Raw genomic sequence first — 22,960 nt, 5'->3', positions numbered from 1 at the left:
CATTGTGGCGCACACGTCTTCCCAGCCGCAACACAGTCCATAGATGCGTTAGCGAGCATGTTCGCGCATATTTGCAGATTATTCGAATTTGGACACTTTTTTATGTCCCAAAACGCCTCATTTTTTGTTTTTAGAATTGGTACGCTGCATTAGGTCGGCAATTTCTTTATGCGGACAATGGCTGCTCGAAGCAAAGGAATTGACCACACGTTCCTGGATAGCGGCAGGCTGTTCCTGGCTCAGCTTGAACATTGAATCAAAAGACTCCACTTCGAACGCGAATGCGCCGACACCGTGCACAATCCGCTCGAAATAGGGAATCGATTCGGTAAGGTCCCAATTTGTGCAGAATTCTTTTTCAAACGTGGCTACCGTCCAGCGAACGATTTCGAGAATCTGATCTCGCTCATCAATGGGGCGCAGCGTGCCGCGTAGGTGGGTCGATGTGAAATTCCATGTTGGTGCAGCTGGTGTCACCTCATAGACCGTCGGTGACACATAACTGTTCGGCCCCTGAAAGATCAACAGGGCAGAGCCAGCCTGTAATGCGTTCCAGTGTGGATTAATGCGATTCATGTGTCCATACATCGTTTTACCGATGATCGACTCACCTTGATCGAGGAGCTTGCGTGTTTCGGGCGGGAATATCGCTGGCAAGTGGGTTGCCCAGGGTAATCCATTATTACCGTTACAGACCAGAAGCGCGAGCGGGTGCCGATAAACAAGTTCGCGCGCAGTGTTTTCGTCGACTCGATAATATTCAGGTACGTACATAGCCAGCCCCTTTTATGCGTGGGAAGAAATTTTTTTGTTGTCGCGTTCCCATGTCATCGCTTCAAGTATTTCGCCGGCGCGCACCGCGGTATTGGACAACAGCGTCGATGACAAGCCATGCGTATGTTCTGTCGTACCTTGCAAATAAATTCCGCACTCGACATCTTCGGAAGTACATATGCGGTAATTTCGAGCTACGCGCAACTGACCGAAACTGTCCCTTATGCACTTTCCGGCGAAGTCAGAAAAATAACGAATTGGGTCCGCTATCTTGTAACCACTTCCAAAAACGACAATATCCGATCGAAGCTTGCGCATGTCCCCAGTTGGAAGGAATTCCACCGACAAATCAACTGAGTCGCGATCAGCGACAGCACCAAATACCTTGGAAACGTTCATGAATTCCAATCGGGATTCGCCGCGGACCATTTCTTGATAGTGCCTTCTGTATAGATCTTCGAGAAGGTCCGCGTCTACCACAGAATAGTTGGTGTTTCGGTGAAAGTTGAGCAGCATTTTTTTGACGTCATCCCGAGCTTGGTAGTATTCATCGACCGCAAGCGGATCGAAGATACGGTTGGTGAAAGGACTGTCGTCCGCTGCACTATAGCCGTAGCGTGAGAATATCGAGCGTACCTTCGCGTATTTAAAATGATCGTGAAGATAGGCAGTAATTTCGGCAGCACTCTGTCCCGCGCCGACTACCGTGAACTGTTGCGGCTCCTCTGTGAGGTGTGCGATCCGATCGAGAACTTCACTACTGTGCCAGACACGCTCGGAGCGGCTAATCCCGGGAGGCATTGTGGGTTCCAGTCCTGGCGCAATGACGAGATTATGCGTCCGGTATATCTCATGGTGCGATGGATTGCCGTCGCGTTGCACGACGACATCCAGCCACTTCACTACTCCATCGCATATGACGGGCGATACTTCGACCACTTCAGCATCGTACTGCACCAGGCGCTTCAGTTTCGCTGCTGCCCATTCGAGGTAATCGTGGAATTCTACGCGTGAGGAAAATAAGATCTTATGGTTGACGAAGTCGACAAGTCTATTCTTGTCATGCAAATATGATAGGAATGTAAAAGGACTGGTCGGATTCCGCAACATCGCTAGATCCTTAAGGAAGCAGACCTGCATTGTCGTTCCTTCGATAAGCATCCCACGGTGCCAACCGAAGCGTTCCTGCTTTTCAAAGAACAGTGCATGAAGTGGAACGCAAACAGATGCCTGTGATTGCTCTTCAATAGCAATAGCCAAAGCCAAATTTGACGGGCCAAATCCAATTCCAAGGACGTCATAAACAGTAGGAGATTCAGTCTTCATATTGTCTTTACATTAATTTTTATGACCGACTTTACCCTGCTCATTGAGCGCACTCTGAGACAGGATGCTGACGGGCAGCTGGCTGTTCATGACTGAAATGAATCATGGATGTGAATGTCCTAAAATGTAGCAAAGCTTATTCAACTGCCAATTCAGCTGCATCTGTAGATGGTCCGGTGCATGCCCACACTTTTATCGTCCACATAGTCAATGTATGGACTCGAAAAGGGTAACTGGCATGGCAAAACAATGGGCGGAGACACGTTGGAAGCATTGGAAAAGAGGTATTTGCTCCAGAAGTTCAATGGAATATGACCATTGCTTCAAGGAACTCATTGTTTATGTCATATATACATACTGAGATTTTCGTTCTACGACGTGCCTCCATTTATCGTTCTCCTCCATACGGAAAGATTTGAAACCTAGTAGAAAGACGAAAATCGGCTTCTCAAGGAAGCGAAATTTTAAACGGCTGGACACTTATTTTTTTCTTATTCACGGCCAGTAAGCCATCAGGCTTCCAATAAATCTCTTGTGGGTAAATGTAATGGATTCAATCGCTTCAATCCATCCGCATGTGTTTGTACAAACCATCAGTACAAATACGGATGTCGCCGAATAGGTCGGGGCAAGGGCGGGAGTTACCTCCCCCCGCACAGATCCCTGCGAGCGGCAATATCGCACAAGCTTCCTGCCTTGGGTGGTTGACGCGAACCCCTGATCCGGATACGTATTAGGATAAGGTGGAATATAACGATTCACTAAACGATTGAATCGATCCCAAGACAAACAGTGTCGTCGGCTACGCCGAAGCAGCATGCGTCGCCAAGCCCGGCATATTTCACTGCGAAAGCTATGTAAGCAATACCCGTTTCCGGCAACGGTCTTTTCGCGTTGACGGGATCCAGGCGCAATACGATGAGGAATCATTACCGCCCGTCAAACTGGACGGATTTATACTACCAAAGCATAAAATTGGTCAGCAAAAAACATCTCATCAGCGCCTTTCATCATGATCTGCCCTTTACGGATCATATGCATGAGTTCGGTGCCGGCCAAGATGTTTTTGGTCACCCGAAAAAATCGAAAACAGAGCATAGGCCGTGTCACGCGTTTGACAATACGACAATCTTGCTCGGCGATATTGTGGAGGTCTTTGATTTGGTGGACCACGATCGTCATTTCTCTCTTGGCGTTGATGGCATCAATCGCCGCCGTGTCGCGCTTTGCCGTCAACAAAAAGACGGTCTTGCCTTCCTTGCCCACAGTGCGATAAAGATATTTCCAGACCCCCTTGACCTTGATATTGGTTTCCTCAATGTGCCAACTTGCACCAACCGGGCGCTTGTGCTTGTGGAAGGCTTTCCCGAGAATCCGCAGAAACCGGATCGCCCTTCGACTGATTGTGGAATGGTTAACCGACACGCCATGCTCCTCCATCATCTATTACTGATGTCGGTAGCTCAACGGATAAGCCACATACCTGCGAATACATACCAACATCACGTCAATCGGAAATTGCATTCCTTTGATATTCAGCATCGCGTTTTCCCATTTTTCAAACGCGGCATTCGACCCGATTTCCTTGACGACTGCGCTCGATGCGACAAAATCCTTAAATTGGACTCAATGGATCCACGGCCCAATTGACTAGGAAGTTTGGCCTACGAGTTTTAGTGGGGATTGGAATATTTTGCGTACTATTGTAAGTCATAAGAATCATTCTTCTATTAAACGGTGAGATATTTGGTGCTGAAGCATGCACCATATTTCCATGGAAAAAAAGTACTGAACCTGGCGGTCCTTTAATTGATACTATATTTCCAGAACCCACCAAATTGGAAACATCTTCATCTGTTATTTGGTATGTCAAGGCCGCACTTACATTCGACTTCCATGCTGCCGAATCTTTTTCCTCTAAGGTCTTTTCAGCAATTTTCGGCTCGATCAGGCCATGAGTGTGTGATTTTGGTATCAAATATAGTGGCCCATTAAACTCCGTTACTTCATCCAAAAAAACAGCCACATTTACGACGTGTGGTGCCTGCATGCCATCTTCTTTGTGCCAATAGACAAAATCCTGGTGCCATGGCCAAACGGCACCAACAAATGCGGCTTTGAAATTGATTTTAAATTGGTATAAATAGACCTTAGTCTCTAATATATTCTCCACAAACGAAAGTATTTGCCGGTTGCGCAATAAACGATCGCAAGCACGACTTATCAAATGACTTCCATGAATGGCTCTCAATGTGGTAGCGTTGTTCTCAAAAATATTGCCCTCCTGCTGAAGTGACAATATTCTAGGAATATCTTCACGAATTTCATTCAAATCTGAACTAGGTAGAAGATTTTCAACGAATAGAAAACCTTCCTCGTCATATCTTTTCAGTTGATTTTCTAGCATTTGACTTTAATATATTAATATTGAGTTAACTGGCATTCGTGTCGATAACCAGGTTTGTCGCAAATTTGGATTAAATGGGAAGATTCTGTTACGGCAGGGGCCTTCTGTTGAGAAAAATTCGTAGCTGTTCATCTGATCAAAATACCAGTCCGTCGTAATCTATCGAATATAAAAAGCCTGTTGTTCAACTGCGCCTGGGTCAATCGAAAGTCGTCAAACACATGAAATGGGACATCTTTTAAATTGCCCCATTTTATTGAGGTTTCGCGAAAGTTACATCCGTTCCAACACGGAATCTATCTACGTATATTTACGCACTCTGTAAGCCAAGGATACCCAGCTGAAGCGATGAATGGCGGCGACATGGGGGCTTTGTCGCATTGAGCGCAGTCGCCAAGGAATTGTCCTCCAAGGTCCACTCCTCGGCATTCTCCCCATCACCCCGCACGGCGACACCCTGACTTTTAAGCTGTTCTGTGAAGTACACCTGGATCGATGCGCAGACTAATCGATTCGCGCTGAGGGAATTGTGCAATGCGCTCGACGTGAGCATCATCGGTTACCGAGCCTGGAAGTGTGGCGCCCCTCCCCCGATCGCAAGCGCCTTACGGCCGGCCTAGACGCTGGCCGTGATCCGCGCCATCCTCGCCGAGGTCAAAGGTGCTTATGGCAGTTCTCGGATAATCCGCGAGTTGCGGTGGCGGGAGCTACACGGCGAGCAAGGGACGCGTGGAGCGGTTGATGCATACGCACGGTAGGCACCGCCTGCAAGCAGCCGATGCGTTTCTAGCTGATGACGATAAACGTGTGTACTCCATATAGAGTTCGCGTGCCCGACGTGAAATGAGACCATGCTCAAGCATACGACTGTCAATGCGATTGCAGTGGAGAACCTTGCCGTGATTGCCAGTACTGAAGATTTCATCCGCGCTCAGGATATCATCAGGAAGCAGGCGCGCGTGCCTGTACTGCAACATCAGTCTGCACGAGTAATTCAAAAATTCTTTGGCGAGCAATCCCGTTGAAGAAAGTCCCATTTGTTTCGGGCGTGAAAGCCACACCGTCTTTGACGATCCATAAATTTGCCGTCGCGGACTTGGCAACATTCCCATCCGGGTCCAAGACGACAGCGGTATTGAACCCTCGCGCATTGGCGTCACGTATGACGCGCTGAGTATTGGGATAGAGACAGGATGCCTTCGCCTCAGTAGGAACCATTGATGCAGCAGGCCGGCGAAAGTTACTGAAGGTGGCGCTGAAACCAAGGTCTTCTGGTAATGGAGCGTCGAAAATATGCAACGCGAACGATGTCGTGTCGGCATCGGGTAACAGGAATCCACCCGGGCAAAAGAACAACATTTTGATGTAGTGATCGGTGCCTTGCGGGAGTAGCGAAAGCCCTTGGTGAACTAATTGCTCGATGTCTTGCGCGTCAAGTTTAGGTGCCATGCCAAGTGAAACCGCTGATCTGATCACTCTCTCGCAATGCGGCCGTAAATCGGGGAGATGCCCACGAATAGCACGTGCCCCATCGAATACACTGGAACCGACCCGGAATGAGTGATCAGTTGGACCGATCAAATGCTCTCCTGTACTCCACTTACCGTTAAACCACACAATTTCTGGCTTACTCATTTGCTTCCCGTATATCAGTATTTACATTTTTTTGTGCGCTCAAGAAACGCCGAGTGTTGAAGCTGTGATGTGGTTGGCCTTATGAGCAGACCAGCTTTCAGATAACCTTTTGAGTCAACCCGTTTCATTGAACAAACTGAACTGCCTGGCAGCCGTGACGATCAGCGCCCTGCAACTGAAACACCCGCTTGGCCAAATCAATTCCGAGAATGTTGATATCCATGACAGACATCCACACGTAAATTGGGTGAAACGTTAGTTTGATCCTATTGGTAGTGTCAGGTCCATCTCAGTAAATCAACAGAGCACGGCTATGAACCAATTCGACCACAACAAACTACGTCATTCACTACCCGATTTACTAGTCCTCGAAGCGACAGCCAATGCGTCCGAGTACGCCGAAATCCGCGACTACCTTGTCACCAGTCTCTATCTCAAGCGGCACCATGCAAGTACCAGTAGTCACATACTGACCCGCGGCCAAAGTTATCCCATAGATGGACAGTTCATTGACCAGCCAAGCAAGGGCGATCCGGGGATCGCCAAGCACATTTCCTCCGACGCCATCGCGCTCGTATCGCCTCGAGTGCCCCTCTACCGTCGCGTGTACGAAATGGGCTGCAAGGTCACGCTGCCGCCAAGGTGCCGATACGCAGGACCCCAGAATGAATTCATGTGCGCATGCGTTGTCAGCAATGTGTTGCATTTCACCTGCGGTCGTGTATGTGGCGAAGCGGGTATTGGGAACCTCAATCCCCAAAAAAAGATCCCCGACGCTCGCCATCACCTCGTCGAGTGAATAGGGTTCCGGGCGAGGGGTGATTGAGTGCTCCATGGCAAAAACAAATTCCACTTCCGCAACAGCCATTCGATTGCCCACCATCGATAGCGTTGATCCATCATTGTGCATCCGCTCGGCAAGCAGGCGACCTGCCAGCGGGCCGCTGACGTTGATGTGCTTTTGGCCGGCACAACTTGTCGCTGCAATTTTCCAACCGGCCGGAGGTCGTGAGCTGCGAGCCTCCAGCGTCGCCTGCATGGCGTAGGCATCCAACCGTGTGACAGGTTTGAGATCTTCTGGCAAGCCTTCTATCACAGTACCTGTCTGCCATGCGTTCCAGAGGATATCGGCACCTTTTTGTACATCGAATTTCATGACTATGAATCTCCATAATGATTGAGTCACGCAAGAAGAGCTAGACTTCGATTATTCCTTTGAGGTAAGTCGACGCAGCGCCAATGAGGAGGACACGATCTCCCAGGACTTCACAAGTCAACTGCCCCTTGCGCTTTCCACCTTGCTCGGCTGTAAGTACCTGCTTGCCTAGGCGCTCGGCCCAATAGGGCGCGAGCCACGTATGCGCAGCACCCGTTGTAATGTCCTCATTCACACCGATTCGCGGCCCGAACCAGCGGGAGATAAAGTCAAAGTCCTTGCCTTTGGCAGTGACGGATACACCAAAAGTTGTGACGTCTTTGAGCGATGCAAAGTTGGGGGAGATACTTGCCACTTCAGCTTCGCTCTTCACAACCACGATGTAGTCTCGCGCCTCCAAGACTTCCGCGGTCTTAATTCCCAGCGCTGCTAACAGTTCGGGCGGCGGTTCGCAGCGACGTGGCACCGTGGCAGGAAAATCCATCGCCAGGCTGCTTCCTCGACGACTCACTCTGAGTTCGCCACCTCGGGTGTTGAAGTGCAAGGCTTCCGCTTCGACTGAAAGTTCATTGAACAGCACCCACGATGCAGCGAGTGTCGCATGGCCACAGAGATCAACTTCTACCTCAGGTGTGAACCATCGCAAGTGATATGAATCACCGGTCCGTACGAAGTAGGCGGTTTCAGCAACATTATTCTCTGCGGCGATAGCTTGAAGTTTTTCATCCGGCAGCCACTCATCCAGCGGACACACCGCCGCTGGATTTCCTCCCAAAGTAGTAACGGAAAATGCATCAACTTGAAATAGTTTTAGTTCCATTCTAGTTTCTCCTAAGATCAATCGCTGATCGCTCAGCTAGTTCATATCGATCGCAACAGGCCACCGTCGCAGGCAATCGCCTGCCCACAGACGTAGCCTGCCTGCTCCGATGCCAAAAAGGTCGCGAGAGCTGCGAACTCCTCGGGGCGCCCCATACGCCTGGCAGGCACTTGCTCCGCTATCATGGCCTCGTCGACGCCAAGCTCCAGCAAGCGCTCGGTCATCGTAAAGCCAGGTAAAAGCGCATTGACGGTGATGCCATCTGCGGCTACCTCTCGACTAAGCGCGTTGACGAGACCGTGCAGTGCGGGCCGAACCGCATTGGACAAAATGAGACCTGGGTGAGGTTCACGGCCGGCCACCGAGGTAACAATCATGATCCGCCCCCATTTGCGCTCACGCATGCCTGGCAAAGCAGCCCGAATCAATCCCACCGCACTGAGGAACATGCTATCAAAGGCGGAAATCCAGGCATCATCGTTGACCGCTTCGAAGGCGCCTACGGGAGGCCCCCCTGTATTGACGACGAGTACGTCGATGCCCCCCATTGCCAGTATGACCTCTTGCGCCAGGGAAGCGCCCGATTCTTTTGGCGTCAGGTCCCGCACAAAGGCACGTGCTCCTAACTCCCGCGCAGTTTCATTCGTGCGAATGGTGTCTCTTGCGCAAATGGCGACATCCGCGCCCTCGTTTCGCAAAGCACCGGCAACAGCCCGACCGAGGCCTCGCGAAGCCCCCGTAACCAGCGCCCGTTTTCCGTTTAATCCAAAATTCATTTCTTACTCCTCAAAATTTCATTACGCAGCCAACGCCTGAACCTCAATCTCTACGCGAGCGCCGCCATAGAGTACAGCTTGTACACAAGAGCGCGCAGGCAAGGCCTCATGAAAAAACTCGCCGTACTCCTCGTTGAACGCGGCAGACTCGGCCAAGTCAGCCAGCCACACGCTCGTCCGAACAACATCGTTCGCCTTCAGGCCATAGAGCTGAAGCGTGCGCTGTATCTGTTCGAGCACGTTGCGTGTTTGCTCACGGATATCGCCCTGAATGATTTTTCCTTGCGCGTCCAACGCTACAACGCCAGACATAAAGACAAAGCCTCCTGCGGAGACCGCAGCGGAAAGAGGGACAGGCAGATGGAAAGGACGGCGTTCAATATTCATTTGTGAGACTCCAAAAAGTAGACAAGAGATGACAGCGTCAGCAGCGACAGGCAAACGAGATTAGTTTTCGACTTCGCGAATCTCGAAGATCGCATCGACCTCAATCAAGGCATTGAACGGCAGCGAAGCGACGCCAAGTGAGGTGCGCGTATGCCGACCCACTTCCCCAAATACGTCTTGCATCAGCATCGAGCAGCCATCCATGGCCTCGGCGTGTTCGCCGCAGTCAGGCGTAGCGTTCACGTATCCAGTAATGCGCAAGCAGTGAATCACTCGGTTCAAGGTGCCCCCGCAAGCATTTCGAACTTGCGCCAGAATGTTGATTCCACACAGACGCGCAGCTTCCTTCGCATGTTCGAGCGTCACACTCTCGCCCAGCTTTCCCTTGTGGCGAAGCTCTCCATTCTGAGCACTGAGTTGCCCGAGATATAAAGTTGATTTCCGGATATGATGGCCGGCACATAGCTGAAGTATGCCTTAGGCGGCGTTGGCAGTACGATGCCAAGTTCGGCCAGTCGTTTGTCATAATCGAAGTTTTTCATAGGTGCCTAAACGATTCAGAAAAGGGACCACAATGGCTTACGTCATTCGCCCAAATAAGCCGCTCGCATCCCTGTATCATTGAGAAGTGCTTTCGCGGCGCCAGTCATCGTCACCTGCCCGGACTCCATGACGTACGACGGCGGACCGCCAACAACCCCAAAACAGCGCGATCAGGAGCGTCGCCATCCCGCCCATGTCGGGAAAGTGGCTCTGCAGTATTTCGAGAATGCTGAGGACCACCAGCGTCCCCACCATCAGCACATTGCGGTGAGCGAAGTGATGATGCCCAAAATTCCGTACATCATCGTGTGGCCATGTGGATGAAGGTGCAGATGGACCAAGCACTAGGGCACTTATATCTGCCGGATGAATATGTCCATTCACACTTCCAAAAGTGGAGCCATTTCGACGTCGAGACGTTAAACGGCTGGCTCAGGATGCCTTGCTACGGAGCATATTCACACCACGCTGTGGACTGGGCCAGGAACCCAATTTAGTCAATGGGCTTCTTTTTTCCTGCTATGTAGGTCAGCATCGAAATAGTGCCATGGGACAGATCTCCCTTACCGTCGAAGGAAATATCGCCGGTAATGCCACGAAATTTGGTCGCAGGCATAACCGCAAGAATCTTTTCCTTGTTGACCGAGTTGGCACGCTTCATCGCATCAACAATGACATACACCGCGTCATAGTTGTAGGGTGCATAGGCTTGAACTGGTTTACCGAAGCGCTTTACGAATTTGGCTTGGAATTCATTCCCTCCCGACATTTTCTCGATCGGCAAACCAGCTTCCGAACACACCACTTTTTCTGCGGCGCTGCCCGCCAATTCAGCAAGCTTCTCTGTGCATATCCCATCACCACCGACGATCGTCGCCCTTACGCCGAGTTGCCGGGCTTGCTTGGCAAATGGGCCGGCCCCGGCGTCCGCTCCGCCAAACATGATTACGTCAGGATTCTTACTCTTTATCTTGGTCAAAATTGCGCTAAAGTCCACGGCTTTGTCGTTCGTTGCATCCCTTGAGACCACTTGGACTCCCAGTTTCTTGATGGCTTTTTCAAATTCATTTGCCAATCCCTGGCCGTAGGTCGTCGCGTCATCAACAATGGCGACCGTCTTCACATTCATTTTTTTGAGACGTAGCTAGCCAGCGCAGGCCCCTGTTGCGCATCGGTCGCAACCAGGCGGTATGCTGTCTTGTAACCCTGCAGGGTGTAAATTGGATTCGTTGACGTCGCCGAAACTTGCAGAATTTGCGCATCGCTATATATTTTCGACGCCGGAATCGTGGCACCAGAGTTCAAGTGCCCAACGACCGCAACAACATTATTGTCCACCAGCGCTTGCGCGACCATGGTCGCGGTACGTGGATCGCCAGCATCGTCCTTGCTGTCGAGTCGCAATGTGATCTTTTCCCCAGCAATGACAAGGCCTGCAGCGTTGATCTCCTCGATCGCCAACTGAACCCCACTTTCTGCATCCTTGCCCATTGCGGCAAGATTGCCTGTCAAAGGATTCGCCGTCCCGATTGTGACCGTTTGCTGCGCAATTGCTGAGCCGGCGTAAACACCGAGTGCGATTGCAACAATACGGGAAAATATGCCTGCTTTCATGTCCGAATCTCCGATTTTGAATTACTGATTCAAAAAATTCACACCGCGCACTCGTCCGGCGGCATCGCTTTAAACAATCAACCTGGAATGGCATAGAGCTGTACGCAGCGGCACGCAAACCAAGTATTCATCATTGACCAACGCTAAAAGTCTACAAACTGTAGAATAGTTTGTCAATATGTTTAATTTTAACTTTTCGAGCAAATGAAATACCCGATTACCAGATCGTGTGGACCACCCTCACGGTGCTGCGAGAGCAGGGCTGCATCGAAGCCGGCATTTACGCGCAGGCGATCGAACACCACCGCATCGCGCAGCTATCGACCCGACCTACGGATATAGAGTTAAGTTAAGCTCAGCTTGAGTGGTCGTCGCTCGATGGCACACAGTACCAGATGCTTAAAAGCATCAATGCTGAGTACGCCAGAAGATCGGCCTGGCCGATGGAATGCTAGACCTGAGGGATTCTGAAGGCTTCCATCAACCGCAGGACATGGATAGATTCCTTCGTACGACTTTGCCCGTGAGTGCTTCCAGTTGGCGTCGCAATCGCTCGAAGGCCGCAGGCAATGTCCGCTCTTGCAGTGGTGCAGCCTGGTCGGGCATACGTGACTTGCACTGCACCAAGACCAGATAGTGCAGCGGGTTCACTACGAAATCAGATTTGGCATATGCCTGGCAAAAAGGGTTGGTGCCGTTATCGTTCGAGGCTATCGACCGCACCATTGAGCTCAACGGGGCTGCCGTCGCTCTAAATAGGCGGGCCTTCACATGGGGGCGGATCGCGGCAGCCAGCCCGCAGACATTGCAGAAACTCGATGGCAATGCACGGCCCGCCGCTGCATTATCCGAGACCCTGGACGAGTTGATCGAGCACCGCTTCCAAGATTTGATCGCCTACCAAAACATTGCATACGCCGAACGCTACCGCGCGCTCATCACCCGCGTGCGCAGCGCTGAGAACGGGCTATCGTCGACCGGCGAAGAACTGACGCGTGCCGTTGCCATCAACGCTTATCGATTAATGGCCTACAAGGACGAGTACGAGGTGGCGCGCCTTTTTGCTAGCCCGGAATTCAAGGCTTCCCTGTCCGAGCAGTTCGCCGGCTTGAAGAAAATTTCAATCTGGTTGTCGCCGCCACTCGTTTCTCGCATTGACCCAGCGACGGGACGACCACAGAAGCGAAAATTCGGACCCTGGATATTGCCGATTTTCAATGTGCTGGCGCGACTGCGAGGCTTGCGCGGCACTGCGCTGGATGTATTCGGTTACAGCACTGAGCGCCGACACGAGCGACACCTCATCCGCGACTACTTCAGCCAGGTCGACGGACTTTGCACCGCACTCACTATAAATAGCGTCACCCACGCGGTCGAACTGGCTTCATTACCCCAGGAGATTCGGGGCTACGGTCCAGTCAAGGCCGCAGCAATCAAGAATTACGAGCAACGTAGAGCCAAACTGCTCACCGGCTTATCAGAGAAGCAAGTGACCAATAACGTCGTTCTCTCTGGGGATACCAAATGATAACCGTATCGAACTGTTTATCGGTACGTTCGTCGGCGCGATTACCTTATCTGGTTCGGTAATTGCGTTCGGCAAGCTGTTGGGAAAATACTAGTTCCGCCTATTCCAGGGCGCGCCCGTCAGTTTCCGCGGGCAGCACTTCATCAACCTGCTGCTGGCCGCGGCGATGCTGGGGCCGGGAATCATCTTCCTGCTGCCCCAGTCCTGCTGAAGTGCCCTATGACCAGGTGTTCGAGATGGAAGACATAAACAGCGAATTCGTCCAGGCCGATGTGGTGCTGGTGCTGGGTGCCGACGACGTCGTCAATCCGGCCGCCAAGGATCCGAAGTCGTCGACAGCCGCATGCCTATCCTGGATAGCTTACAAAGGCAAGACCGTCATCGTCAACAAGCGTTCGATGGCGCCCGGTTATGCCCGCCTGGACAACGAGTTTCTCTACATGGATAAACCATGACGGTGTTCGGCGATGCCAAGAAGGTGATTGAAGATATGGCGAAGGCGATCGACTAAGCTGCCGTGTTTGCCGCGGTGGCGATTCCGTCGTCAGCGCAGGTCCTGAAAAAATCCGCACCGGTGTTCTGTTGGGTTGGCGCGCGAATACTTCAATGAGGAATGTCTGCCATAGAAGGCTTTGTCGCACTATTCGACGATGTTTTTTCGTTGATGCTGACTGTATTTTCAGAAACGGTGTAAAACGAGGTTCTTGATACCCAAGAGATGCGATTTCCGACAGACGTCATTCTGGCGCGTATTCGTCGGTATGCAAGGTCCCGCTGAATTAAAAATGTGCCTTTGGCGTAGGTTTCAGTGGTTCGGTTGCCGACTCGACCAGGTCATCACTTCTAGAATGGGAGAGATTGACGGGATTCACTACATGTCGAGGAGACATCCGGGACACAGCGCTTTTGCGATTTCACCAAGGGCCATGCCACGCCTAGACGCGCATCGCTCAACAACAATCGGGAAATTCAAAGATTCTACTGAGCGCTCGCAACTGCCGTCCCTACTCTCCCGAGCTGCGATACTGCCGATCAATCTCTACACGAAAGCTTGCTGAGACTGTCTACCCGTTGAACCCAGCATGGACCATCGACCTCCAGCTCTGCGTAGCCCGTTGAGCGAGGGTCAGTCCGAACGTCGATTGGATTTCGAATAAGTCTTGGCAAGTTTTACAGGTTGTGCCTCAACGTCTATGATGTTGTTGCGCTCTCGTAGCTCGTCTAGGTAGTTGTAAACGGTATAACGACTCACGCCCAAGGCTGCCGCAGCACGACTGACACCACCTCGCACAATAAACAGACCCCGACGCATCATCACATGAACTGCGTAGATTTTTTCTTCCTTGCTCATTCCTGAGACTGGCTTACCTAACTTGTGGACAGCATCGTCGATTATTCCTTTCATGAGCTCATCCATTTCAGGCGCGCTTGCTTGAACGGGCTCTGCTGTCGCAGGTTTAGTTTTTAGCATTCGCTCCAGCCAGACGTGAGCGGCTTCAAACACGGCCATGTCGCAGTTGAGACAGAGCGCAGCAAACGGATTCCCTTCTGTGTCACGAAAGATGACGCTTGAGGACTTCAGGCGCCGCCCGGACGAGTTCTGGGTAAGATAATCATTGACAACGGCGTGCACGGCTTTTCCGCGCACTGCCAGTTCGGTCATCACGGCAGCGAAAGACTGGTCATCTTTGGGGCCGCTTAGAACAGAACTACCGATACTGCGCCCCGTAACATGACCATTCGCGATGCCAATCACTGATTGAGCGGGCATTGTTAGGTCATGCAGCACGGCCTCAATGTTCATGGGGAGCATGCTACCAAGCATTTGGACAACAGGCTGTAAGGTATTGATCACCGTCGCCCTCTCCAGTTCGATGGCTGGAGTCATTGACTGTTGGCGGGTCCCGCGACGCGGTTTTGAATTTAAAGGTTTGGCTGTCATAAACGGGGGCTCTTGTGGTGGCAAAGTCTCGCCAATAGCGCGAGCTGAATGCATATATCTTGGCGGTCTCTAGTCCAAGTGCAAAACAGGAATAGTTTATCCTAAATCCGGCAGTTTCTCGGTCGCCGCGAGTTGGCAGTGTGCTACCCCTCTCTATCCAGCACGAGACTTCCGCCAATGCGGCGTCATTTCACATAACTGTCCCGTCTTCTTGATCAGCGATCAAATTGAGGTATCAAATCTGCGTCTTCCCCAGAGAAAAATGAACTGATACACCTCGACTATTATTAACTACAAACATAAAGCATTCGACAATAAACTATTGAGCAGGGTGCTGGAAAACTGGTTGCAGCACTTCTTACAATGCAGACAGCGTTGCAGCACGCTGCACGTTCATTTCAGTGAGGGAGCCAAGGTCACGAATATGAACAAATGATTCGCAGCACATAACAGCCTCGCCGCTTGACTATAATGATAGGCCCTATAAGAGGCAAAGATACAGCCGCAGGCTATCTTTTGCTATGCAGAGCATCAGCATGACGGGGACATTGTTAGACATAGATAGTGGTGCGCTGATCAACTAGTATTTTTTCAAACTTGCTTGAGGCGGGATATCAGACTAAACACGTATATTGAAACGATCAAGGACGGACTTGAAACCTAGGTCGTGATGTGTAAAGACTTGCGTTCCAGCGAGCGCTTCCGGATAACCTTCGATGTTGCTGGCCAGCGGAGTTTCCCGCTATATAAGCGATAGTGACCATTCAACCAGGACCGTCCATGGACCGACTCAGTGTGATGCGCTTGTTTATCGATGCTTCGACGCTGGGCAGTTTTTCCGCCGCCGGGCGCAAGCATGACTTGTCTCCGGCCGCCTCCAGCGCCGCCATCCAGCGCCTGGAAACGACGCTGCGGGTCAAGCTGTTCGAGCGCACCACGCGCCGCCTGCGGCTGACTGAGGAAGGCCAGCTTTACAAGGAATACAGCCAGCAAGCACTGGAGCTGATGGACCAGGCCGAGCAGATGCTGCAGGCGGGCAAGAGCCTGGTGCAGGGCACAGTCAGGATTTCAGCGCCATCGGACCTGGGGCGCAATCTCTTGTTCAGCTATCTTGACCAATTCCAACGCCGGCATCCGCAGGTGCAGTTCGCCTTGTCGCTGACCGATTCCACCGCCAACCTGGTGCAAGACGATATCGACCTGGCGATCCGCTACGGCATGCCGCCCGACAGCGCCATGGTGGCGCGGCCGCTGCTGCCGAACCGGCGCGTGGTCTGCGTCGCGCCGGAATGCGCGGCGCGCGTCGGCGTGCCGCAGACGCCGGAGCAGTTGGTCAGCCTGCCGACGCTGGTGCTGCTCAACGCCGCCGGGCCGATGAACGAATGGCGCTACCGCGCCGGCGGCAAGCCGAAATCGGTGCGTGTCAGCCACTACCAGCAGAGCAACGATGGCGAAATCATTCGCAAATGGGCTTTGCTCGGCCACGGTTATGCCTACAAATCGCTGCTCGATATCGGTGCCGACTTGCAGGCTGGCCGGCTGGTCACCGTGCTGGATGAATTTTTCACCGAAAGCGCACCACTCAACGTGCTGTATCACCGTAGCCGTTTCCAGCCCCCGCGGGTCAAGCTACTGATCGAGTTCCTGCAGGAGCGCTTCGCTGCCAGCGCCGCTGACTCGGGTCAGGCCGTGGCCAGCGGATAGTCGGTATACCCGGCACGCTCGCCGCCGAACAGGGTGGCGCCATCGTGGCCGGCCAGCGGCAGCTTCTCTGCCAGTCGCCGCGGCAGGTCGGGATTGCCGACGAACGGCCGGCCGAACGCTACCAGGTCCGCCAAACCTTGCTCTAGGATCCGCGCCGCACGGTCGCTGTCGTAGATTAGGCTGCCGTTGAACACTGCGCGCAGGTCGTGGCGGAACTGGTCGGGAATGGTGGGCGCATCGTCCCAGTCGGCTTCCGAAAGGTGGATGTAAGCGATGCCGAGGCGGTCCAGGCCGGCGGCGGCGTGCAGGATGGCCGACACGATTTCGGGATCGGCCATGTCCTTGAAGGTAATGTAGGGCGCAAGCCTGATGCCTAGCCGGTGCGCGCCGATTTCGTCGGCCACGGCGGCCGCCAGTTCCAGCAGGAAGCGGGCGCGGTTTTCGATGGCTCCGCCGTACTGGTCGTCGCGCTGGTTGGAGACGGTGCGTAAGAACTGGTCGACCAGGTAACCGTTGCCGCCATGGATTTCGACGCCGTCGAAACCGGCCGCGATAGCATTTGCCGCGCCCTGCCGGAAATCGGCGATCACGTGCTGGATTTCCGCCACCGACAGCGCGCGCGGCACCGGGCAATCGACCATGCGGCCGATGCCGTCGTCGCCGACGATCCAGACCTGGGTGCCGCGCGGCTGTATCGCCGAAGGCGCCACCGGCGCGCCGCCGTCCTGGAATACGCCATGCGAGACACGGCCGACATGCCACAGCTGCAGGAACATCTTGCCGCCGGCGGCATGCACGGCATCGGTGACCAGCCGCCAGCCGGCCACCTGCTCTGCATCATAAATACCTGGCGTGAAGGAATGGCCCTGGCGCGAAATCTGGGTCGCTTCGCTGACGATCAGGCCGGCGCTGGCGCGCTGCGCATAATATTCAGCCATCATGGCATTCGGGATATCGCCCGGCTGGGAACTGCGGGCGCGTGTCATGGGCGCCATCACGATGCGGTTGGAGAGTTGCAGGCTGCCCAGTTGCACGGGGGCGAACAAAGTGTTTGCCAAAGTCATGATTGAATTTCCTATAAAAAGTGAAGATCAATGCTGCAATCAAGGCTGTATTGCGCCGAATTGCTGCATCAGACTCAGGTTGTCTTCCAGGTGCCAGTTGTCAGCAATGCGGCCGTCGGCGATCCGGTACAGGTCGAAAGCCTGGAAGTCAATTGCCTGGCCCTTGCCCTTGAGCTTCCCGAACTGGCCGCTGAAGTGACCGCGGAAGTGGAGATGGAGCGAGACGCGGTCGCCGGCGACCACCATGTCGTCAATTTCCATAGCCAGGTCCGGCACTGCGGCGCGGAAACCTTGCGATGCCTGCAATGGACCGGCCACGCCTTGCGGGCGTCCGACGGGCAAAGTGCGGTCGATGAAATCGGGAGCAAGCGCCAGCCGCGCGTATTGTTCGTCGCCGGTGTTCCAGAAAGCGGCATAGCGGCGCGCCGCCAGGATCATGGGCGCCGCGTCGGCCAGGTTGCCGGCAATTGCCATGTGATGTGATTCAGGCAGGTTACGGTCGTCGACCGCGGCTGCCGCGCTGCAAGCCGCCAAGCTGAACAACGGTGCTGCGATCGCAGCCGGCAGCAGGCGACGGTTGGAAAGAGATGCAGGTGCCATGAAAAATCCTCGCTGTTGATTAAACGGTGTACCAATGGAGGCATTGTCCGTTCTGGCGAAGATTTTGATAATTAGGCGCGATATTGAATCATTTACTTGTTTTTGTTGAAGATAATCAGCTGGGCGCCGAAGTCTCCAGTCAAGCCAAGTGATCAATGATTGGTTGACCAATCCGCAGACGTGCATCATCAAACTTGTATTGTTATTTCCCGCGTTGCAAAGCCCACGCCAACATTACGTCGAGCACCGAGCATAGTGCCTGTCCCCACTCAGTTATCCCGTTTTCCACCTTGGACGGTACCATCTTTATTCCGAAGAATCAGGCTCGTTTTTACGAAGGACAATAGTTTCGGATGCAGGTTGTCAGCATTAGCTTTCCAGCCTATATAAAGCATGTGTATCTGAAACTATTTGGCCATGTGTATCCGAAACGAATTGGTATTCCCAGCCAGGCACGTTTCCAAGTTCTGCGGCAAGATTGTGCCGACCGACTTTGTGCTTGATGACATTCTGAGGAACACTACGCATGGGGTTACACCTTAGCGCTTACGCGCGGTTTAATAAAGATTCGCACCTCTATCAAACCCGGTAGCGGCAGTAGAAATCGATTGAGGCTGAATGGTTGAGTTCATGCGCAATTGTCCATGACAATCACGTCAGCTCAACAGTTGACAATACCAGATGAACACCAACGGGCTTCTTCATAACAGCTCGTCCTTATTGCAAGTCAACGCCGTCCTCAATGCAACAACGCCCTATTGATACGCAGTTCTACTGATCTCCACTACCCATCAAAGCGGATGTCTTTTCGCATCTCTAGCGCTAGACTGGTCTTCATTGGCGTATTAGAGGAGCACTGTCTAGGCTATGCTTAATTTCGTCTCAGTCTTATAGGTCACATACGACGCTTGGCGTTTGAACGGCCGCTCAAATTCCTTGAGATTATCCTGAATTCGTAACCGCAAACACCATCGCCTCATTGTCGATCCGAGTGTCTCAAATATTAGGCAGTCCACAGTGATATTGCAACCCAATACAACTAGTCGCAATCGAGCAGGCGCCTTGCATAGCGTTTGCAAATACATTGCGCGCTATCTGCCTTCTCTTGGCCGACCTTTCTCCCGACCACTGTATGCGGCCAACATAAATTCCGGGTTGAGTAGATTCTGTGTGTGGGCCGGGCGCTCACCCAGTACTCAGCCCTATCTAATAACGCTCAAACACGGCAAAACCAGAGTCGCTCTCGCCCAAGCCCTGTATCCAGCGCCCGGCGTGATTGATCATGCTTGCAGCCTTGAACATCATCTCCGGTATCACCGTCTTGATGCGGCTGCTCAAGAGCTTTTAGTTCATCTGTTGCGCCAGATCAAACCACGAAGCGACATGGGTATAGATGCAGCGTTGGACTCAGTGGAAGGCCATTCACACCCAGGGTACGCATGGAAAAATCGTTGCCGCGAAAGTTCTCGATGGTGTCGAAGTCGGTCTCGCCAATGCACAACAGGCCCAGAAAGGATTTCAGAATATCGCTGTTGGCAACGCCCGAGCGCAACAGGTAGGCCGAATCAGGACGCTGATGTTGACGCCTTTGAGATACCTGCCGATAAATCCCAGTCCAGCGTGGGAACTGAGGTCATGGGACAGTTTCTTGACGAAGTCGGTCATGTTTGTGCCCACCTGCTGGGTGAGCACTACATAGTAGTCAAGCCACTGATTTAGGAAAATCAAAATAACCAGCTATGAAGTCACGGATTCAAGTCATATTAAAAGGGGAACAAAAATGATTGAAGAACTATCGACAATATCTGAAGCGGATTTTAAACAAAACTACATTAATAAGGGTAAGCCAGTCATCATAAAACGCACCACCGAGGTTGCGCAGGCTTGTAAATGCTGGAGCATGAATTACTTGGCGGAGAAGCAACCTGAACAACAGGTTCGTGTGGCAAATTTTGAAAAAAATAAACTCCATCTTCTTCCGCTAGAGCGATTAAAAATGACCTTGAAGAAATATACTGAATTGGTGAGGCAAGATGGCAATCATAAGAAATATTATCTTACGGAGGAATCTTTAGATAAGATGTTACCAATCTCTAAAAACGAGATTTCGGTTCCACATTTTATTCCAAAGAATAAACTTATATCAAAATTAATATTTATTGGAATCGACACACTGACTTCAACGCATTATCATTCTGCGCCGTTAGAAGCTCTACTTACGCAAGTTGTGGGTGAAAAAAAAGTGTTATTGTACCCCGCAGCGCAATATAAGCTCCTTTATCCATTCCCTTGGTATGCGCGGTATTCGAATTGGTCTAGAGTACCAATTGATCCTAATGATGAAAATCGCTTATGTGTAAAAGAGTATCCGAAGCTCAAAAATATAGACGAATATGTGGTATTGCTTAGGCCAGGTGAGAGTTTATACATTCCTCAAGGTTGGTTTCACGTGGTGCAAGGAATCGGGGAGAGTATTTCAGTTGGTTTTTTCTTTAAAGGATCTCTTTTTAAATTGCCATTTAACTTAGTTTGTAGAAGTATTACCACCAATATTCATAAATACATAAGATATGGATGTAATAAGGTGGCGGCGGCGTTTTTTGAGAGGCCATGGTAATCCTCCTCAAGTTCCTAAATATAGGAAAATCAAAATAACCAGTTATGAAGTCACAGATTCTAGTGATATTAAAAGGAAAACAAAAATGATTGAGGAAGTATCAACAATATCTGAAGCGGATTTTAAACGAAACTACATTAACAAGGGCAAGCCCGTTATCATAAGACACTCCACTGAGGTTGCGCAAGCTTGTAAATTCTGGAGCATGAATTATTTGACGGAAAAGCAACCCGAACAACAGGTTCGTGTGGCATCTTATGAAGATAATAAACTTACTCTTTTTCCGCTAGAGTATTTGAAAATGACCATGAGAAAGTTTACTGAATTGGTGAGAAAAGATGGCAATCATAAGAAATATTATCTTGCAGAAGCGAATTTAGACCAAACTTTGCCAATCTCTAAAAATGAGATTTCGATTCCACATTTCATTCCAAAGAATAAACTTTTATATAAATTATTATTTATTGGAATCGACACGCTGACTTCCGCGCACTACCACTTCCCCCCCTTAGAAGCTCTACTTACGCAAGTCGTGGGTGAAAAAAAAGTGTTATTGTATCCCGCTGCGCAATATAAACTTCTTTATCCATTCCCTTGGTATTCGAAGTATTCGAATTGGTCTAGAGTACCAATTGATCCTAATGATGAAAATCGCTTATGTGCAAAAGAATATCCGAAGCTCAAAAATATAAACGAATATGTAGTATTGCTTGGGCCAGGTGAGAGTTTATACATTCCTCAAGGTTGGTTTCATGTGGCGCAAGGAATCGGGGAGAGTATTTCAGTTAGCTTTTTCTTTAAGGGATCTCTTTTTAACTCAACGTTTTACTTGGTTTGTACAGCCATTGCTGCTAATTTTCTTAAATCCACATTGTGGTTGCGTAAACCGAAATTGAGTTTGACCGAGTTCGATTCTCGTGAAAAGTAGCAATGTTGGTAGTACGCCGAACGTTTCATGAATTGGTCGCAATAAGGACGAACGGTCATGAAAAAAGCCGCTGGTGTTCATCTGATCAGAAGGCCAATTCAAAGAATTGGTCTGCTGCGGTCGCGGTTGATCCGCTTGATGGTCCTGTGGTCCTCGTCGGGTAGCCGCACCGCATTGCTGCGGCCTGAGCTTCCCCTGAAATTTAGTCTGCCACAGGTGACGTAAAATTAACCTTACTTGGGAAAGACAGTAAATGAAAAAATACCGAAGCAGGCATACACGGTGGAGTGCAATGAGTTGGCCGTCAAGCGCGCCAAGGACCGCGAATCCATCGCGGTCGTGGTGAAAGAACTTGGGCTGAGCGCCCAAGCGCCGCGAAACTGGGTCAAAGCGGCAGTGGAAGACGAACTCAAATGCGCCGGCAGCAAAGTTGTGACTCCAAAAGCAATGGGGCTATTCAGACTGCGGGCTGAGGTCGCCCGATTGAAGCGGGAGAATGAAATAATCAAAAAGCAGCGGCGTACTTCGCGAGGGATATCCGGTGTTTTTCAACGTACCTGTCGCGTCACCTCAAGCTGGCTGCTGTAATTCTCTTGTCTGAATCCGCGCTGGCTTGAGCCAGACTTCGTCTTCCAATTTCCAGTTCCGCGTCTGTTGCGACCAACGCCGCGGATTTTGGCATTTGGCCTCCCAATAAACCTGTTCACGGTGCGCCATCATGGCAACGGCCTGCCTGCTGTGGCGCTGCGCCAGCATCACAAATTTAGGCCCGCTATGCTTGTGATCGTGATTGTACCAACGGACAAATTTGTGCATCCAGCCCCACGCGTCGTCCACGCTTACGAATGGCTTGGTCTGGTAATCCGCCCCATATTTGCAGGTCCGGAGGAGTGATTCGGCGTACGCATTATCATTGCTCACCCGTGGCCTGCTAAACGACGTCGCCACACCCAAATTCTCCAACGTGGCGTGCATCGTGGCGCCCGTCGTCGAACTGCCGTTATCCGAAGCCCAGTATTCACACTTGATAGACCAAAATAATAGTATACCGTCCGACGTAATTCGTTTTCAAGGAGAGCCCATCCACGCTCCGACATACGTTGCGTCCTTAGTTTTTTTCGCTCACAAATGCAAAAACT

At 51.5% G+C, this 22,960-nt stretch carries 19 protein-coding genes and 4 pseudogenes; 6 read left to right on the top strand and 17 right to left on the bottom strand.

Features of this window, described 5'->3' with window-relative positions; translation table 11 throughout:
* Positions 1–117 precede the first annotated feature (117 nt).
* The 12 genes and pseudogenes from CFter6_RS02530 to CFter6_RS02470 form a co-directional block, all read right to left on the bottom strand.
* Positions 118–774 (bottom strand): FMN-binding negative transcriptional regulator, encoded by a 657-nt coding sequence (locus tag CFter6_RS02530; protein WP_061538620.1) that lies wholly within the window; start codon positions 772–774, stop codon positions 118–120.
* Positions 775–786: 12 nt separating this feature from the next.
* Positions 787–2,100, bottom strand: coding sequence for a lysine N(6)-hydroxylase/L-ornithine N(5)-oxygenase family protein (locus CFter6_RS02525; protein WP_061538619.1), 1,314 nt, complete (start codon positions 2,098–2,100; stop codon positions 787–789).
* A gap of 954 nt (positions 2,101–3,054) precedes the next feature.
* Positions 3,055–3,642, bottom strand: a pseudogene (locus tag CFter6_RS02520) (IS6 family transposase).
* 73 nt (positions 3,643–3,715) lie between these two features.
* Positions 3,716–4,507, bottom strand: a complete 792-nt coding sequence (locus CFter6_RS24835) for a phytanoyl-CoA dioxygenase family protein (RefSeq protein ID WP_082814557.1) — start codon at positions 4,505–4,507, stop codon at positions 3,716–3,718.
* A gap of 942 nt (positions 4,508–5,449) precedes the next feature.
* Positions 5,450–6,142: a branched-chain amino acid aminotransferase gene (locus CFter6_RS02510; RefSeq protein WP_335340300.1), complete on the bottom strand. Its 693-nt coding sequence runs from the start codon at positions 6,140–6,142 to the stop codon at positions 5,450–5,452.
* Between the two features lie 361 nt (positions 6,143–6,503).
* Positions 6,504–7,298 (bottom strand): 2-keto-4-pentenoate hydratase, encoded by a 795-nt coding sequence (locus CFter6_RS02505; protein ID WP_061538616.1) that lies wholly within the window; start codon positions 7,296–7,298, stop codon positions 6,504–6,506.
* Between the two features lie 40 nt (positions 7,299–7,338).
* Positions 7,339–8,118: a PhzF family phenazine biosynthesis protein gene (locus CFter6_RS02500; protein ID WP_061538615.1), complete on the bottom strand. Its 780-nt coding sequence runs from the start codon at positions 8,116–8,118 to the stop codon at positions 7,339–7,341.
* 41 nt (positions 8,119–8,159) lie between these two features.
* Positions 8,160–8,894 carry an SDR family oxidoreductase gene (locus tag CFter6_RS02495; RefSeq protein WP_061538614.1) on the bottom strand — a complete coding sequence of 245 codons (735 nt, stop codon included), beginning with the start codon at positions 8,892–8,894 and terminating at the stop codon, positions 8,160–8,162.
* Between the two features lie 21 nt (positions 8,895–8,915).
* On the bottom strand, positions 8,916–9,281 hold the full coding sequence (locus CFter6_RS02490; RefSeq protein ID WP_061538613.1) for a RidA family protein: 366 nt from the start codon (positions 9,279–9,281) through the stop codon (positions 8,916–8,918).
* 60 nt (positions 9,282–9,341) lie between these two features.
* The gene (locus CFter6_RS24830) at positions 9,342–9,647 is read right to left on the bottom strand and encodes a RidA family protein (protein ID WP_236904496.1); all 306 of its coding nucleotides are present in this window, start codon (positions 9,645–9,647) and stop codon (positions 9,342–9,344) included.
* Positions 9,644–9,823, bottom strand: coding sequence for a RidA family protein (locus tag CFter6_RS26305; protein WP_061538611.1), 180 nt, complete (start codon positions 9,821–9,823; stop codon positions 9,644–9,646). The genes CFter6_RS24830 and CFter6_RS26305 overlap by 4 nt, the downstream gene beginning before the upstream one ends.
* 494 nt (positions 9,824–10,317) lie before the next feature.
* Positions 10,318–11,438: pseudogene (locus CFter6_RS02470) on the bottom strand (branched-chain amino acid ABC transporter substrate-binding protein).
* Between the two features lie 664 nt (positions 11,439–12,102).
* On the opposite strand from CFter6_RS02470, the gene CFter6_RS02465 reads away from it, so the two are divergent.
* Positions 12,103–12,966, top strand: a complete 864-nt coding sequence (locus CFter6_RS02465) for a DUF6537 domain-containing protein (RefSeq protein ID WP_150118604.1) — start codon at positions 12,103–12,105, stop codon at positions 12,964–12,966.
* A gap of 206 nt (positions 12,967–13,172) precedes the next feature.
* Positions 13,173–13,477 (top strand): annotated as a pseudogene (locus CFter6_RS27025) (NAD(P)(+) transhydrogenase (Re/Si-specific) subunit beta); the annotation flags it as partial.
* 615 nt (positions 13,478–14,092) lie between these two features.
* Here CFter6_RS27025 and CFter6_RS02455 read toward each other — a convergent pair.
* Positions 14,093–14,908 carry a helix-turn-helix transcriptional regulator gene (locus tag CFter6_RS02455; protein WP_167351343.1) on the bottom strand — a complete coding sequence of 272 codons (816 nt, stop codon included), beginning with the start codon at positions 14,906–14,908 and terminating at the stop codon, positions 14,093–14,095.
* A gap of 780 nt (positions 14,909–15,688) precedes the next feature.
* On the opposite strand from CFter6_RS02455, the gene CFter6_RS02450 reads away from it, so the two are divergent.
* The gene (locus CFter6_RS02450) at positions 15,689–16,612 is read left to right on the top strand and encodes a LysR family transcriptional regulator (RefSeq protein ID WP_061538606.1); all 924 of its coding nucleotides are present in this window, start codon (positions 15,689–15,691) and stop codon (positions 16,610–16,612) included.
* Here the strand turns inward: CFter6_RS02450 and CFter6_RS02445 are convergent.
* The 3 genes from CFter6_RS02445 to CFter6_RS26670 all read right to left on the bottom strand — a co-directional run bounded on the left by CFter6_RS02445 (position 16,591) and on the right by CFter6_RS26670 (position 19,614).
* Entirely contained in the window at positions 16,591–17,676 is a 1,086-nt protein-coding gene (locus CFter6_RS02445; protein WP_061538605.1) for an alkene reductase, read from the bottom strand. The two genes, CFter6_RS02450 and CFter6_RS02445, sit on opposite strands and share 22 nt — an antisense overlap.
* 39 nt (positions 17,677–17,715) lie before the next feature.
* Positions 17,716–18,276, bottom strand: coding sequence for an ester cyclase (locus CFter6_RS02440; RefSeq protein ID WP_061538604.1), 561 nt, complete (start codon positions 18,274–18,276; stop codon positions 17,716–17,718).
* A gap of 1,206 nt (positions 18,277–19,482) precedes the next feature.
* Entirely contained in the window at positions 19,483–19,614 is a 132-nt protein-coding gene (locus tag CFter6_RS26670) for a hypothetical protein (RefSeq protein WP_257722412.1), read from the bottom strand.
* A gap of 442 nt (positions 19,615–20,056) precedes the next feature.
* On the opposite strand from CFter6_RS26670, the gene CFter6_RS02430 reads away from it, so the two are divergent.
* The 3 genes from CFter6_RS02430 to CFter6_RS02420 all read left to right on the top strand — a co-directional run bounded on the left by CFter6_RS02430 (position 20,057) and on the right by CFter6_RS02420 (position 22,409).
* A complete protein-coding gene (locus tag CFter6_RS02430; protein WP_061538602.1) occupies positions 20,057–20,893 on the top strand; it encodes a cupin-like domain-containing protein in 837 nt (278 codons plus the stop codon).
* Positions 20,894–20,978: 85 nt separating this feature from the next.
* Entirely contained in the window at positions 20,979–21,821 is an 843-nt protein-coding gene (locus CFter6_RS02425) for a cupin-like domain-containing protein (protein WP_061538601.1), read from the top strand.
* 237 nt (positions 21,822–22,058) lie between these two features.
* A complete protein-coding gene (locus CFter6_RS02420; RefSeq protein ID WP_150118603.1) occupies positions 22,059–22,409 on the top strand; it encodes a hypothetical protein in 351 nt (116 codons plus the stop codon).
* Here CFter6_RS02420 and CFter6_RS24820 read toward each other — a convergent pair.
* A pseudogene (locus CFter6_RS24820) lies at positions 22,392–22,829 on the bottom strand (integrase core domain-containing protein); the annotation flags it as partial. The gene CFter6_RS02420 and the pseudogene CFter6_RS24820 sit on opposite strands and share 18 nt — an antisense overlap.
* Between the last annotated feature and the right edge of the window lie 131 nt (positions 22,830–22,960).

Origin of the sequence: Collimonas fungivorans (genome assembly GCF_001584145.1) — a bacterium.
Lineage (GTDB): Bacteria > Pseudomonadota > Gammaproteobacteria > Burkholderiales > Burkholderiaceae_D > Collimonas > Collimonas fungivorans.
This window is presented reverse-complemented; position numbering and strand designations above follow the sequence as displayed.

What these genes read in the sequence shown, in the direction of transcription:
- CFter6_RS02505 (WP_061538616.1), bottom strand. Translation starts at nt 7,298, where the DNA reads ATGAAATTCGATGTACAAAAAGGTGCCGATATCCTCTGGAACGCATGG.
- CFter6_RS02510 (WP_335340300.1), bottom strand. Translation starts at nt 6,142, where the DNA reads ATGAGTAAGCCAGAAATTGTGTGGTTTAACGGTAAGTGGAGTACAGGA.
- CFter6_RS02500 (WP_061538615.1), bottom strand. Translation starts at nt 8,118, where the DNA reads ATGGAACTAAAACTATTTCAAGTTGATGCATTTTCCGTTACTACTTTG.
- CFter6_RS02445 (WP_061538605.1), bottom strand. Translation starts at nt 17,676, where the DNA reads ATGACTTTGGCAAACACTTTGTTCGCCCCCGTGCAACTGGGCAGCCTG.
- CFter6_RS24835 (WP_082814557.1), bottom strand. Translation starts at nt 4,507, where the DNA reads ATGCTAGAAAATCAACTGAAAAGATATGACGAGGAAGGTTTTCTATTC.
- CFter6_RS02425 (WP_061538601.1), top strand. Translation starts at nt 20,979, where the DNA reads ATGATTGAGGAAGTATCAACAATATCTGAAGCGGATTTTAAACGAAAC.
- CFter6_RS02440 (WP_061538604.1), bottom strand. Translation starts at nt 18,276, where the DNA reads ATGGCACCTGCATCTCTTTCCAACCGTCGCCTGCTGCCGGCTGCGATC.
- CFter6_RS02530 (WP_061538620.1), bottom strand. Translation starts at nt 774, where the DNA reads ATGTACGTACCTGAATATTATCGAGTCGACGAAAACACTGCGCGCGAA.
- CFter6_RS26305 (WP_061538611.1), bottom strand. Translation starts at nt 9,823, where the DNA reads ATGAAAAACTTCGATTATGACAAACGACTGGCCGAACTTGGCATCGTA.
- CFter6_RS02450 (WP_061538606.1), top strand. Translation starts at nt 15,689, where the DNA reads ATGGACCGACTCAGTGTGATGCGCTTGTTTATCGATGCTTCGACGCTG.
- CFter6_RS02490 (WP_061538613.1), bottom strand. Translation starts at nt 9,281, where the DNA reads ATGAATATTGAACGCCGTCCTTTCCATCTGCCTGTCCCTCTTTCCGCT.
- CFter6_RS02430 (WP_061538602.1), top strand. Translation starts at nt 20,057, where the DNA reads ATGATTGAAGAACTATCGACAATATCTGAAGCGGATTTTAAACAAAAC.
- CFter6_RS02455 (WP_167351343.1), bottom strand. Translation starts at nt 14,908, where the DNA reads ATGACAGCCAAACCTTTAAATTCAAAACCGCGTCGCGGGACCCGCCAA.
- CFter6_RS02495 (WP_061538614.1), bottom strand. Translation starts at nt 8,894, where the DNA reads ATGAATTTTGGATTAAACGGAAAACGGGCGCTGGTTACGGGGGCTTCG.
- CFter6_RS02525 (WP_061538619.1), bottom strand. Translation starts at nt 2,100, where the DNA reads ATGAAGACTGAATCTCCTACTGTTTATGACGTCCTTGGAATTGGATTT.